Origin of the sequence: Kitasatospora sp. NPDC058406 (genome assembly GCF_042722765.1) — a bacterium.
GTDB lineage: Bacteria > Actinomycetota > Actinomycetes > Streptomycetales > Streptomycetaceae > Kitasatospora.
The window spans coordinates 45,306-58,466 of the sequence record NZ_JBHXKE010000021.1 but is presented as its reverse complement, the minus strand read 5'-3'; the positions used below and the strand labels follow the sequence as shown (position 1 = coordinate 58,466).

The following is a 13,161-nucleotide window of genomic DNA, read 5'->3' as shown; positions in this document are numbered from 1 at the left end:
CCTTCTTTTTTTTTTCCGCGCGGGGGGGGGGTGGGGGGTGTGGGGCCGGGCCCCGGGGGGGGGGGCGGGGGCCGCGCCCCCCCCCCCCCCCCCCACGACCGGGTTACCGGCGAACCGGGGGTAGGCGAGGATGTCGTCCAGGGCGAGCGGCGAGCGCTGGGCGACGACGTGCGGGCAGAAGCCGTGACTCAGCGGCATCTCGCGGGTCGGGAGGTCGAAGGCGATCCCGCGATCCGCCCAGGAGGCACCTCCGTCGGACGTGACATCGGCGGAGTTTGGCGGAATGTAGAGCCCCCGGAACATCTGGCGCTCGTCGTTGATGAAGTTGACCATCGCGATGGGGGCGCGGGTGATGCTGGCGGCCAAGTGGGCGAAGCGGTCGAAGGCCTCGTCCGCCGTCGGTTCGTTGAGACCCAGGCTGCGCAGCCTGCGGGTCCGCTCGGACTCCCCGGCGGCACCCGGGAACTGGCCTTGAGTGCTCATCACATCAGTCATGGCGCACATGTAATCAGACATGCGGCGCTTTCCGCGCTCCCGGCCCACCACATCCAGCTTGCTGATGCTCAGTCAAAGGTGCATGTGGACGGCGACGTGGTCGACCCGGGAAAGCGGGTTGGATCATTTCCCCCTCCTGCGGCCATCTCAATCCTCGGTCGAACTCGGATGATCAGGATCTCGCCAATCGAAGATCAACTATGGAGCACTACCAAGCCACATATGACAATGAGCCCTGCCGAAAACGGTGGTTTCCTTCGGGCAGCGTTGGACATCGCCGATACTCCGCGCGCACCGGCTGCAATGGGGCAACCGGCCGCCACCCACCCCCACGCCTGGGCGACCGGAGCGGATCGGCTGCACGGACGGAGGCACGACCACCAGACGATCCGAGAGGACCCGGGCATGGCGATGGACTACTTCACCGACGAGCGACACGAATACCTCCGAGCGGAGGTAAGGGAGTTCGCGGAGAAGGAGATACGCCCACAGGTGGCCAGAATGGAGGCCGACCGCCGGGTCGAGTTCGAACTGTCCCGGGAGATCGCCCGTCGTGGCTGGATCGGAGTCACCATCCCCCGCGAGTTCGGCGGGCTGGGCCTCGGCCACCTCGCGAAGACCGTGATCGTCGAGGAGCTGTCCCGGGTCAGCGGCGCGATGGGCGCCATGGCCCAGGCCTCGCAGCTCGGTGTCGCCAAGGTCATCCACTTCGGGAACGACGTCCAGCGCCGCCACTGGCTCCCGAGGTTCGCCTCGGGCGAGTCGCTGCCGACCATCGCCGTCACCGAGCCGGAGTCCGGCGGCCACGTGCTCGGCATGACCGGCACCGCCCGGCGCGAGGGCGACGAGTACGTCCTCAACGGCCGCAAGTGGTTCGTCGGCAACTCTCACATCGGCGACGTGCACGGTGTGGTGTTCCGGACCGGCAAGGGCAGCCGGGGCCTCTCCGCCTTCCTGGTGGAGAGCGACCGCCCCGGTTTCCGCACCGGCACGCTCGGCTCGCAGAGCGGCCTGCACGGCTTCAGCTTCGGCGAGATCCTCTTCGAGGACTGCCGGATCCCGGTGGCCAACCGGCTCGGCCGGGAGAGCCAGGGCCTGGACGTCGCCTACTCCTCCTCGACCCTGTACGGGCGACTGAACCTCGCCGCCGTGGCGCTCGGCATCCACGTGGCGATCGTCGAGGACACCGTGCGGTTCGCGGAGGGGCGGATGCTCTACGGCAAGCCCCTCTCCCAGCTGCCCAACATCGCCCTGAAGCTGGGCGAGATGCAGTCCCGCCTGATGACCGCCAAGCTCGCCGCCTACCACGCCTCCCACCTGCTGGACCACGGCAAGGCGTGCGACGCGGAGCTGATGAACGCCAAGCTGGTCAACACCGAGTACGCCCTGGACTCGGCCCGCAACGCGATGGAGATCCACGCCGCCCGCGGCCTGCAGACGGAGTTCAACATCGAGCGCTACCTGCGCGACGCCACCCACGTCTACCCGCCGGCCGGCACCTCCGACATCCAGCGGCTGCGGCTCGGCCAGGTGGCCTCGGGCACCTACGGCAAGCAGTGGTCCGCCGAACTGTCGGGCCTGGCCAGCTGGGCCTGGACCGAACTGGCCCAGCGCGAGGCGGCGGCCGAGGCCGCCGCGGAGGTCGGTGCGGTGTTCCGGATGCCGCTGGCCGGCTGAACCGCACCGGCGACGACCGGCCGGGAGCCCGGAGGGGCTCCTTCGGGATCTCTTCCGGCGAAACGGACGACTCTTCGGAACAGGCGCCCTTGACCTGTCCCTGACGGCCTTCCGGCGACCACCCATCGGCCGCCGGAAGGCCGTCCGGCGTTTCCCGGAGCTCCGCTGACCAGCGGCGATCCCCGGCCCGACGGTCCGTCCGGGAACGGACCCATCCGTCACCGGCCGTTTACATATCGTCAGTTGATGTTGCAGTGAGGGCACCTGGGGCTGGTAGCGTGCCTGCAGTCGGCGGCCGTGCTGCACCCGTCCGGACGGTGACACCGCGTCATCCACGTCGGCGACCCTTCCGGGACCCGCCGGTCGTGGCACCCCCGAAGCCCCGGCCGGTACCGCACACGGGCGACCCCGCCGTTCGGCCCTGCTACAAGGAATCAGATGCCAGGCATATCGGCCCCCCGCACGGGCCACCGCGCCGGCCGGTCCGGCTCCCTCCGCAGCTCGCTCCTCGCGCTCGCGCTGGTCCCCTGCCTCGGCCTCGCCGCCGCCTGGGGCTACGCCGCCTACCTGCTGCGCGACTCCGGAGACACCACCGCCCTGTACGCCGGCAGTGCCGTCTTCGCCGCCGTCCTGCTCTGGAGCCTGGTCCGCGGCATACGCGTCGCGCGCTCCCTCCCGGCCAGGCTCTCCGGCCTGCGCGAGGACACCCTCGCGATCGCCCAGCACGAGATCCCGCAGGTGGTCGGCCGGCTCCAGTCCGGCGAGTCGGTCCCGTCCCCACCCGCCTGGGCCCCCGCCCGCAGGGTCGGCGACGAGGTGCAGCAGACCGCCGACGGCCTCGCCGCGGTCCGTCAGGCCGCGGTCGCCGCCATCATCCACCAGGCCCAGGGGCGCGAGGGGACGAAGAAGGTCTTCCTCAACATCGCCCGGCGCACCCAGATCCTGATCCACCGCCAGATCAGCATGCTCGACGCGCTGGAGCGCGAGCACGAGGAACCCGAGCTGCTGCGCGAACTGTTCGCCGTCGACCACCTCGCCACCCGGATGCGGCGCAACGCCGAGAACCTGGTCATCCTCGGCGGCGCCCTGCCCGCCCGGCGCTGGCGCAACGCCGTGCCCATGGTCAACGTGCTGCGCAGCGCCGTCTCCGAGACCGAGAACTACGCCCGGGTCGTCGTCCAGGGCGTGCCCCGCTCCTCGCTCAGCGGCCAGGCCGTCGCCGACGTGATCCACCTCGTCGCCGAACTGATCGAGAACGGCACCACCTTCTCCCCGCCGTACACCCAGGTCCAGGTCTCCGCGCAGGAGGTTCCGAAGGGCCTGGCCGTCGAGGTCGAGGACCGCGGCCTGGGCATGGGCGAGGACGAGTACGAGCGCCTCAACGACTACCTCGCCAACCCTCCCGAGCTCGACGTCTCCGCGCTCGGCGACGACCTGCGGCTCGGCCTCTTCGTGGTCGCCCGCCTGGCCGCCCGGCACGCCATCCAGGTCACCCTGCGCCCCTCCCCCTACGGCGGGACGCGGGCCGTGGTGCTGGTTCCGGCGGTGCTGCTGGAGCAGGCCGAGCAGGCGGCCTCCGTTCCCGGCCTGCCGGCCGGAGCCCGGGTCACCCGGACTCCGGTACCGGAGCCGCTGCCGGGCCCGGACGCGGACCTGGGCGAGATCGACGAGGAGCTGTCGGGGGCCCTGGCCGGCGTGCTCGGCGGGCTGCTGGGCACCGGGCCGACGCCCGGTTCCGGCGGCGCACCGGACTCGGCGCCGGGCGCGGTCGTGGGCCGGAGCGCGGACACCACCGCGGACACCACCGCGGTGACCGGCGACCTCGGCTACGTCCTCCCCGGCCACGTCCTTCCCGGCCAGGCCGTTCCCGGCCAGGTCGCGGGTGGGCCCGAGTGGCACGAGGCCCCGCTCGTGGACGGGACGCCCGCGAACGGCGTCCCGGTCGCCGGAACGACCGGCGGCGAAGGCGGGCTCGCCATCAGCGAGTTGCTCGCGCGCTACCCCATGGGCGGCGCACGGGGCGAGAACGACCCCGCCGTCAACGGCGGCCTGCAGGTGGGTGCGCAGATCCCCGGACTGCCCGGTGCGGTGGTCGTCCCACGACCCGTGCTGCCCCTGCCGTACGAGGAGCAGCAGGCGGGCGATCCGGCCGCCGGTCCGTCGGCCGGTCCCGCCGGGCCGTGGGAGAACGGCTCCGCGGAGACTCCCGGCGCCGGCTCCGACCGCGGCGACGGCAGCGGGAGCCACGCGCTCCCCGCCGCGCCCCGCACGCCGACGCACCAGCGGGCCGAGGACGAGGCCGCGGAGCACGGCCCCGACGGCGAGCTGCGCACCCCCCGCGTCCTGCCCCAGCGGGTCCGCAACGCCAGCCTCGCCGAGCAGTTGCGGGAGGCCCACGCCCCGGGCGCCATGCTTCCGCCGGTGGCCCACCCCGGCGCCCCGGCCACCGGCCCCGGCGCCGCGGCCCAGGGCCGGGACAACCCGTTCGGCCGGACCGGACCGCAGGGCGGAGCCGACCCGTACGGCCGGCCCGGACCGGCGGCCCCGGCCGCCGACGACCTGATGCCTCAGCGCTCGCGCGCGACCATGGCCGCCATCCAGCGCGGCACCCGTACCGCCCGTGCGGCGGCACCCGACTCGGACGCACCGGCCACTCCCTCTGCACCGGCCGCACCTTCCGCAGCTAAGGAACAGCAGTGATGACGCAGCACACCGACACCCAGCGCGACCTCAACTGGCTGCTGGACCAGCTGGTGGCGCGGGTCCCGGAGACCCGGCACGCCATCGTCCTCTCCGAGGACGGCCTGCTGGTCGGGCTCTCCCAGGGCCTGGACCGGGCCGACGCCGAGCACCTCTCCGCCGTCGCCTCCGGCCTGCAGAGCCTCGCCCGCGGCGCCGGGCACCGGTTCAACGGCGGCCGGGTCCGGCAGACCGTGATCGAGATGGACCAGCTGTTCCTGTTCGTCACGACCGCGGGCCAGGGCGCCCGGCTCGCCGTCCTCACCAGCGAGGCGGTCGACGCCGGGCTGATGGCCTACGAGATCAACATGCTGGTCAAGCAGGTCGGCCAGTACCTCACGGCGGCGCCGCGCAGCGACGCCGGCCTGTCGGGCGCGGGTGGCAGTGCGTGACCGTCGACGCCGAAGAGGCCTGGTTCTTCGACAAGGACGCAGGCCATCTGGTCCGTCCTTACGCCATCACCAACGGGCGCACCGGACCGGTCCGTGACGGGTTCGCTCTGATCACCCTGGTGGTCACCGCCGACGCGCGCACGGACACCAGCCGGCTGACGCCCGAACCGGCCGCGATCCTCGACCTCTGCCGCGAACGCCCGCTGGCGGTGGCCGAGATCGCGGCCAGCCTGGACCTCCCGGTGAGCGTGGTCAAGGTGCTGCTGGACGACCTCGCCGAGGCCCGGATGATCCTCACCCGGGCACCCGTGCAGCTCGCCGAGGCGCCGGACATCTCGCTGATCCGGGCCGTCATCGAGGGCGTGCGCCGGCTCTGACCGGCCGTCGCCCGCCCGGCCGTCCCCGCGGCCGTCGCAGTCCCCCGTTCATTCGTGTTCCGTTCAGTTCCCTCCCAGGAGACCCGACGTGACGACCCAGAGCCTGGTGCCGGGCGCGGTCAAGATCCTCGTCGCCGGCGGCTTCGGCGTCGGCAAGACCACCATGGTCGGCTCGGTCAGCGAGATCGAACCGCTCCAGACCGAGGAACGGATGACCCGCGCCAGCATCGGGGTCGACAGCCTCGACGGGATCCAGGGCAAGTCCACGACCACCGTCGCGATGGACTTCGGCCGGATCACCGTCCGCGAGGACCTGGTGCTCTACCTGTTCGGCACGCCGGGCCAGTTCCGGTTCTGGTTCATGTGGGACGACCTCGCCCTCGGTGCGCTCGGCGCGATCGTGCTGGCCGACACCCGGCGGCTGGAGTCCAGCTTCGCCGCCGTGGACTTCTTCGAGCAGCGCGGCATCCCGTTCGCCATAGGGGTCAACTGCTTCCACGGCCGCCGCGACTGCACCCCCGAGGACGTCCGGCGCGCCCTGGACCTCGACCCGGGCGTCCCGGTGGTGCTGTGCGACGTGCGGGACCGCGCCTCCAGCAAGGAGCTCCTGCTCGCCCTCCTCGACCGGGTCCACCGGGAAGCACTCGCCGCGCAGCGCTGACGGGCCGCGCGGCTTCCGCGCGGCGCGGCGCGGCGCCGACGGACGACTCGCGGCCGGGCCCCGGTCAGGTCCTGACCGGGGCCGCCGGCGTCAGCTCCAGCTCGTACAGGGCCCGGACCAGGGGTGCCAGCTCGGGGACGTCGGCGGCCTTGGTGAGCGTCGCCTCCAAGGCCGCGTCGTGGACCGGCCGGGCGGCCGCGAGGAGCTCGCGCCCCTGCGGGGTCAGCTCGGTGTAGATGCCGCGCCGGTCGTCCGCACAGAGGTAGCGGCTGAGCAGCCCCCTGTCCTCCAGCCGCGTCACCAGCCGGGTGGTCGCGCTGCTGCTCAGCGCGGCCGCCCGGGCCAGCTGCTGCATCCGCATGTGCCAGCCGTCCTGCCGGGAGAGGGCGTCCAGCACCGTGTACTCGACCACCGAGAGCCGGTGCTCGGCCTGCAGCGCCTTCTCCAGCGCCGTGTCGATCTGACCGTGCAACGCGGCGAGCGTGCGCCAGCCGCAGGCGCGGATCTCGGCGGCATCGTCCTGGATACCCATGGCTGGAGCCTCTCTGCTGCCGGTCGTCCCTCTGGCGACGGTCCTGCCATCGCCTGTCGTCCACTGCCGGTCGGCGGTAGGACGACCGGTCGAACGTTTCATGTCCTCCCAGTATGCCATTCGGCGCCGTTTACCTGCTCGTGCAAGTACCTCCCCTTATGGCTGGGATGACAGCTGTGAATGGACGGACGCCCCCTCCCCGGCAGGCACCGGCCCGGCGGCGGGCACCGGCCCGGACATCGCGGACGTCCAGGCGGTCGCGCAGAGCGCCGAGGCGAGCTCCTCCCCGTACCAGGCGGCTGCCAGCCAGGCCACGGCGAACGCCTCGTGGTCGTCCGCGACCACCCGGCCGAAGACGTCGCGCGGCTGGTCCGCAGCCGCCGAACGGAGCCCGTCGAGCAGCGCGGCACCGGTGGCCAGACCCGCCGACCGCAGTCGTGCCCGGTCACCGTCCACCGACCGCGCGCCGTCGGCCGTCCGCACGGTGAGGGTCAGCGCGGCCCGGCCTCCGGTCACCGCCTGCTCGACCCGGCGGGTGAGCAGGTGGACCGGGGCCGCGGGGCCCTCCCGGTCCGGGAGGGCCGCCAGGGGTCCGGGGGCGGAAGGAGCTCCGGTGAGGCGTGACGCGCCCTCCGGTTCCGCGCCGGACGGGGTCGGGGCTTCGGCCGGGGTCTCGGCCGGGAGGACGAGATCCGCCCGCTGGAGCCGCTCCAGACCCAGGTTGACCCGGTCCGCCCGGTCGGTCAGTGCGAGCGCCGGCTCGCCCGGGTGCGGACCGTCCGCCGGCGCCCCGACCGCAAGCAGCCGCAGCTCCGGCCGGGCCGCCCGCTCCAGCCGGCCGACCACCCTCAGCCGCAGCCCGGGAGCGGCGGCGAGCAGCGCGAGGTTGCCCCGGTGGGCCAGCCCCGGGTGGTCGTGCGCGGCGCGGAGCACCACGACGGCCCCGCCGCAGTCGGCCAGCAGTTGCAGTGCCCCGCCCGGCCCGTACGGAACGGCACCGATCAGCGTCACCTCCAGGAACAGCAGCTCGCTCCCGGCTGGCCTGCCCTCCGGGGGCAGCGCCGCCGCCGCGAGCGCCCGCTCCACCTGCGCGGCGGGCGGCTCGGCCCACAGCCTGGCGATCGGCTCCGCCGTCCACGCGGCCCCCGAGGCGCGGACCGCGCGGACCGCGGCACCCGCGCCGAGCCGCCCGCCCGCCGACCGGGTGGCGCCCTGGACCGCCAGACCGGCCCGGGTGAACTCGCGGTGGCTGAGCAGCGCGTCCCCCAGCCGGATCGCCCGGTTCCCGGCACCGACCGCCTGCGGTGCCGCCGTCGTCGCGTCGGCGTGCGGCATGATCTCGGCGATCGTGTGCAGGCCGCCGCCCGCGTCGACCGCCCAGGTGACCGCACCCGCATGGGTGGGCGTCAGTACCGGCTCGCTGAACAGCCCGTACAACCGCAGACCGCCTGCCTCGCCGTACGCCTGGCGGGCGGTGCCGCGCAGGCCGGCGATGCCGACCGGGACGACAGGCGGGGTACCGTCCGGGGCGCCGTCCGCCGGACCGGCCGGGGCGGCGGACGCGGCGTCGGCCAGGGCCGTGGTGAGGCCGAGGAGCTCGCGCAGGGCGGCGACCAGGTCGGCCAGCCGGTGGTCCGGCTCCCCCGAACGGGCCGCCCGGACCCGGGTGACCACCGCCACGGCCGCGGCCGACGGCCGGTACAGCCCGGCCAGCCGCGCCCGGTGGGCCGCGCGCAGCAGCTCCGCCTGGAGCACGGCGCCGGCGCCGCCCACGCCGGCCGCCAGGACGGCGGCGCCCGCCCGGTGCAGGTGGTGCACGGCGGCCACCTCGGCGGCGGCGAGGACGTCGGGGGGCGCGCCGTCACCGGTCCCCGCAGTGGTCCCGGCAGTGGTCCCTTGAGCGGCGACCGGAGTGCCGGCGGGCGGGGCCGCGGCGGACGGCCCCGCCCCGTCCGTACCGGCGCCTCCGGTGCCCGGTCGCCCGGCCGGTTCCTCGTCCGTGATCGGGCAGACGGTGACCGCCGCCGCCCGGTGCACGCACGCGGGTGCCAGCAGGCAGCCGCAGCGGACGTCGGCCTGATCGGCGATCACCCCGCCCGGGGCGTGCAGGACGAGCTCCGCCTCCTCGTCCACGGCGATCCGCCAGTCGTCGCCGGTGCGCTCCACCGGGCGGCCCGCCAACTTGGCCGCCGCGCTGTCCAGCCGCTTCTGCAGCCGGGCCGAGAGCCCCGCCACCACCTCGGCGACCACCTCCGGCCTGATCGCCGGCCAGTCCGCCCCGGTCTCCTGCACCGCTCCCACCGCTCCCGTCTCCGTCATCGGACCTTCTCCCCCACCCAGCGGGCCAGTTCGAGCGGGCTGAGCGCCGCCACCGGCATCCCGGCCGCGACCAGCCGGCCCGCGACCGCCTTCGAGTACCGTGCCGTCCCGGTGTCGTCCAGCGCGGCGCAGCCGACCAGGTGGCAGCCCGAGTCGACCAGCGCCCGGGTCTGGGCGAGCAGCCCCCCGATCGGGCCGCCCTCCTCGAAGTCGCTGACCACCGCGACCAGCGTGCGGGACGGCACGGTCACCAGCTCCCGCGCGTACTTCAGGCCGGCGGCGATGTGCGTGCCGCCGCCGATCCGGACCTCCAGGAGCAGGCTCAGCGGATCCTCCACCCGGTCGGTCAGGTCCACCACCTCGGTGGAGAAGGCGACGAAGTGGGTGCTCAGCGAGGGCACCCCGGCCAGGATCGACGCGGTCAGCGCCGCCCAGACGGTCGAGGCCTCCATCGAGCCGGAGACGTCGACGACCAGGATCAGCCGCCAGTCGGACGCCTTACGGGCCCGGGTGCGGAACACCGGCCGCTCCGGGACGATCACCAGGCCGCCGCCGGGGCTGCCGGGCGGGCCCGGTTCGGCCGGGCGGGCGGTGGCGAGGTTCGCGCGAATCGTCCGGTGCAGGTCCAGCCCGCCGCCCGGGCGGCGGCTCGGGCGCGGCACGCTGATCCCGGTGAGGGCCGGGCGCAGCGTGGTCGCCAGCTCCCGGGTCAGCTCGTCGACCAGGCGGCGGACCAGCGGGCGCAGTCCGGCGATCCGGGCCTCGGGCAGGCCGCCCGCGTGCTCCAGCACGGTGCGCAGCAGGTCCACGGAGGGGCGGACGGCGCCGGGGTCGATCGCCGCCAGGGCGTCGGTCCGGCCCCGTTCGACGGCCGCCGCCAGGACCTCCTCCCGGATACCCGGCCCGAACAGGGCGATGAGCTCCTCGGACCACTCCCGCACGCCCGGGAACGGCGCCTCGCGTCCACCGCGGTTCCCGCCGCCCCGGCCGTCCAGGCCGGGGCCGGAACCCTCGCCGTGTCCCGTCCCGTACAGCTCGTCGAGGGCGGTGGCGAGCCTGGCGGAGCGCCCGCCGAGGCCGCCGTCGCCGGGCCGGCCCAGCAGGAGCCGCCACCGCTCGGAAGGGCCGAGGGCACGGGCGGAACCGGCTGCGGGGTCGGCCGCAGAACCGGCTGCGGGAGCGGCCGGGCGGTCGGCGGACGGGTCTGCGGCGGGGACGGGTGCCGCGCCGGACGGGCGGGCCGGAGTGCCGCCGGGAGCCGGGTGCGCGCCCGCGCGGTCCGGCGCGGTGAGCGCCGCCGGGAGCAGTCCTCGACGGCCCAGTGCGGCCCGGGCGGCCAGGTCGGCCCGGGACCAGTCGGCGAGCAGGGCCGGCGGCACCTCCTCGGGCAGGACGTCGAGACGGGCGCCGAGCCGCTCCTCGACCAGGGTCAGCAACCGGTCGCGGGCGGCCGGGCTGAGGGTGTCGAAGCCGCCGCGCAGCGCGGGCAGGCGGTCCAGGAAGGCGTCGTCCGCGAGGGTGACGACCCGTTCCAGCACCGGTTCGAGGACTTCGGGAGCGCTCGCGAACAGGCCCTCGGCCGCCGTCAGCAGTCCGACCAGCGACCGGCCCAGAGCCTGCCGTGCCTCGGGACCGGTGGCCCCGTCCACCCAGGAGGCGGCCCGGCCGCCGAACACCGCGGCTTCCTCGTGTCCGAGCAGCACCCGCACCGCACCTGCCGCGCCGCGGACCAGCGGGCTTCCGCCGTCGGAGAGTTCGGCGAGGGCGTGGCCGAGCCGCAGGCCCCCGGCGAGGTCGGCCCGCCGGGCCAGTTCCACCAGGGCCCGGGCGTCGGCCGGCTCGTCCGAGCCGCCGAGCCCTTCCAGTTGCCGGACCGCGGCCACCGTCACCACCTCCGCGGCGGCGGCGAGGGCCTCGGCCCTGCCCGACCGGGCGGGGCCGGGCGGTGCCGCCGGGCGGTCCGCGTCGTGATCGGCGTCGTGATCGGCGTCGCCGCCGGCGTCGTGACCGGTGCCGGACGGGTCCGGGGCGAGGCCGGGGACGTGGCCGGCGCTGAGCCGGTCGACGAGGGCGAGGGCGTCGAGGAGTTCGGGGAGGGTCCCGCTCTCGGGGAGGACGGCGGTGAGCTGGGCGAGGCGGGAGTCGGCGAGGGCGGGGAGCCCGCAGGCGGCCGCGTCGGCCAGGCCCCGCAGGACCTCGCGCGCGGTCGGGCCGTCCGCCTGCCGCTCACGGCGCAGCTGTTCGCGCAGGGCGCCTTCGGCCGCCTGGGCCGGGGTGACACCCCGGGTACCGGCGACGGTGAGCATCGCGGCGGCGGTCGGGGTCCACTGGACGCGCCAGCGGGTGGAGAGGGTCTCGGTACCGCCCGCGCCCGTGGTGGCGACCGGGTCTCCGTACGGGACGCCGCAGACGGCGAGCCGCTGCAGGAGGAGTTCGCGGCGCCGGTCGAGGGACGACCGGAGCGGGTCGAGGCGGAGATCCCGCGGGGCGGACTCGGCGGTCTCACCGGGGCCGGGCAGGCCGAGTTCGGCGAGCAGCGCCTCGACGGCGGGTGCGAGGCCGCTGCGCGGGGCGGCCGGCGCCGGCCGGCCGGTGCGGGTGCCGACCAGGACGCGTTCCAGGGCGCGGGCGACGGCCCTGCCGCGGCCCAGTGGCTCGCCCTGGGCGAGGGCGGTCTGCACCGCCTCGATCAGTTCGCCCCGGCCGGGCGCGGCGAGCCCGCGCAGCCGGGCGAGGTCGCCGGCGATCCGGACGATCTCGCGGGCGTCGGCCGGGCCGGAGGGGTGGTCCTGGTTGCGGAGCGCCTCGCAGATGCGGACGGCGGTCGTGGTGAGCGCCTCGGCGAGCCGGTCCGGGTCGCCGCCCGCGTCGAGCACGGTGTGCTGCCACTCGGGGTCGCGGATGCCGGCCGGGTAGCCGGAGCGGGCGTCGAGCAGCGGGTAGGTGTAGGGGATCAGCGAGACGACGTGGCCGCCGCCTGCGGGGGCCGGGTCGGCGGGGTCCGCGGCCCGGGCGGCGTCCCCGGGGGCGGCCGGGCCGGCGGCCGTCAGCGCGGGGGCGTGGAACGCGCCGATCACGGCGGCCACCCGGCGTCCACCCGCCGCGGCCTCCTCGATGCGGGACCGCATCCAGTCCTCGCGCCGCAGGTCGTACGGGTCGACGCCGGGGCCGTCCTGGGCGTCCCGGCGCAGCGCCCAGCCGACCAGCAGGGCGGCGCGGCGGACGGCCTCCGGTGCGGAGCCCGGGGCGGCCGTCTCGACCAGGCGGTCCCAGAGGTCGTCGTCCTCGCGGCCGGTGAGGCGGTGCCGGAGGGCGTCGGCCACCCCCGGCAGGGGGCCGGCGGCGGCCCGCTCCCCCGCCGCCGGGGCCGAACCGCGCTCGGCGCCCCGAAGGGCGAGCGGCAGGTCGCAGGCGACCGTCTCGACGCCGTTGCGGCGGGCCCAGCGCAGGGCGGCCAGCTCCGGCGAGAAGTCGGCGAAGGGGTAGAAGGCGAGCCCTCCGGCGCCGCGCCCCGCGTCACCGCCGTCGTCCGGGCCGCCGGGCGCGGCGGCGAGGGCGACCGGCGCCCGGGTGGACTCGTCCGCCAGCCAGTCCAGCCAGGGCTGGAACTCGGCGGGCAGCTCGACGAGCAGCACCTCGGGCCGGGCGGCGTCGAGCAGTGCGGGCACGACCGCGCTGAGCGAGGGCGCGTGGTGGCGCACCCCGATCAGGTACGGCCCGGGCGCACCGAGGCCGGAGTCGGCCAGCCGGGCCGCTTCCGCCTCGACCACGCCTCGCGGGTCGTCGACGCCCGCCTCGTCGGGCAGCACCGCGCTGCTCATGTGTTCACCTCTCCGGTGTGGAACGGATCTGGATGGGGCCGGGCCGCCGGGCGGGCGGGTCGGCCGGGGGGACGGGGAGCCGCCGCGGTGCCGACCGTCGCCGGGTGGCTCTGGTGCGGTGCGGCGGTGGGCGTTTCGGGGCCGGGTG

Annotated in this window: 8 protein-coding genes and 1 pseudogene; 5 read left to right on the top strand and 4 right to left on the bottom strand. The window is 75.7% G+C overall.

The window, feature by feature from the left end:
* Positions 1 to 516 (bottom strand): annotated as a pseudogene (locus tag ACFWOG_RS06815) (hypothetical protein); the annotation flags it as partial.
* A 384-nt stretch (positions 517 to 900) separates the two neighbouring features.
* On the opposite strand from ACFWOG_RS06815, the gene ACFWOG_RS06810 reads away from it, so the two are divergent.
* From ACFWOG_RS06810 to ACFWOG_RS06790, 5 genes are all read left to right on the top strand, one after another.
* Complete coding sequence (locus ACFWOG_RS06810) at positions 901 to 2,172, top strand: acyl-CoA dehydrogenase family protein (RefSeq protein WP_380355478.1); 1,272 nt, start codon at positions 901 to 903, stop codon at positions 2,170 to 2,172.
* A gap of 438 nt (positions 2,173 to 2,610) precedes the next feature.
* A complete protein-coding gene (locus ACFWOG_RS06805; RefSeq protein ID WP_380355475.1) occupies positions 2,611 to 4,872 on the top strand; it encodes an ATP-binding protein in 2,262 nt (753 codons plus the stop codon).
* Positions 4,872 to 5,303 carry a roadblock/LC7 domain-containing protein gene (locus ACFWOG_RS06800; protein WP_329878217.1) on the top strand — a complete coding sequence of 144 codons (432 nt, stop codon included), beginning with the start codon at positions 4,872 to 4,874 and terminating at the stop codon, positions 5,301 to 5,303. Before ACFWOG_RS06805 ends, ACFWOG_RS06800 begins: the two co-directional genes overlap by 1 nt.
* Complete coding sequence (locus ACFWOG_RS06795; protein ID WP_329878219.1) at positions 5,300 to 5,680, top strand: DUF742 domain-containing protein; 381 nt, start codon at positions 5,300 to 5,302, stop codon at positions 5,678 to 5,680. Before ACFWOG_RS06800 ends, ACFWOG_RS06795 begins: the two co-directional genes overlap by 4 nt.
* Before the next feature lie 88 nt (positions 5,681 to 5,768).
* On the top strand, positions 5,769 to 6,341 hold the full coding sequence (locus ACFWOG_RS06790; RefSeq protein ID WP_329878221.1) for an ATP/GTP-binding protein: 573 nt from the start codon (positions 5,769 to 5,771) through the stop codon (positions 6,339 to 6,341).
* Positions 6,342 to 6,405: 64 nt separating this feature from the next.
* Here ACFWOG_RS06790 and ACFWOG_RS06785 read toward each other — a convergent pair whose 3' ends face one another.
* The 3 genes from ACFWOG_RS06785 to ACFWOG_RS06775 form a co-directional block, all read right to left on the bottom strand.
* Positions 6,406 to 6,873, bottom strand: a complete 468-nt coding sequence (locus tag ACFWOG_RS06785) for a MarR family transcriptional regulator (protein WP_329878223.1) — start codon at positions 6,871 to 6,873, stop codon at positions 6,406 to 6,408.
* A gap of 156 nt (positions 6,874 to 7,029) precedes the next feature.
* Positions 7,030 to 9,192 (bottom strand): hypothetical protein, encoded by a 2,163-nt coding sequence (locus ACFWOG_RS06780; RefSeq protein WP_380355470.1) that lies wholly within the window; start codon positions 9,190 to 9,192, stop codon positions 7,030 to 7,032.
* On the bottom strand, positions 9,189 to 13,013 hold the full coding sequence (locus tag ACFWOG_RS06775; protein WP_380355467.1) for a DUF5682 family protein: 3,825 nt from the start codon (positions 13,011 to 13,013) through the stop codon (positions 9,189 to 9,191). Before ACFWOG_RS06775 ends, ACFWOG_RS06780 begins: the two co-directional genes overlap by 4 nt.
* Between the last annotated feature and the right edge of the window lie 148 nt (positions 13,014 to 13,161).

Excerpts from the sequence above, each read along its gene's own strand:
- ACFWOG_RS06810 (WP_380355478.1), top strand. The coding sequence starts at position 901 with ATGGCGATGGACTACTTCACCGACGAGCGACACGAATACCTCCGAGCG.
- ACFWOG_RS06805 (WP_380355475.1), top strand. The coding sequence starts at position 2,611 with ATGCCAGGCATATCGGCCCCCCGCACGGGCCACCGCGCCGGCCGGTCC.
- ACFWOG_RS06800 (WP_329878217.1), top strand. The coding sequence starts at position 4,872 with ATGACGCAGCACACCGACACCCAGCGCGACCTCAACTGGCTGCTGGAC.
- ACFWOG_RS06785 (WP_329878223.1), bottom strand. The coding sequence starts at position 6,873 with ATGGGTATCCAGGACGATGCCGCCGAGATCCGCGCCTGCGGCTGGCGC.
- ACFWOG_RS06780 (WP_380355470.1), bottom strand. The coding sequence starts at position 9,192 with ATGACGGAGACGGGAGCGGTGGGAGCGGTGCAGGAGACCGGGGCGGAC.
- ACFWOG_RS06775 (WP_380355467.1), bottom strand. The coding sequence starts at position 13,013 with ATGAGCAGCGCGGTGCTGCCCGACGAGGCGGGCGTCGACGACCCGCGA.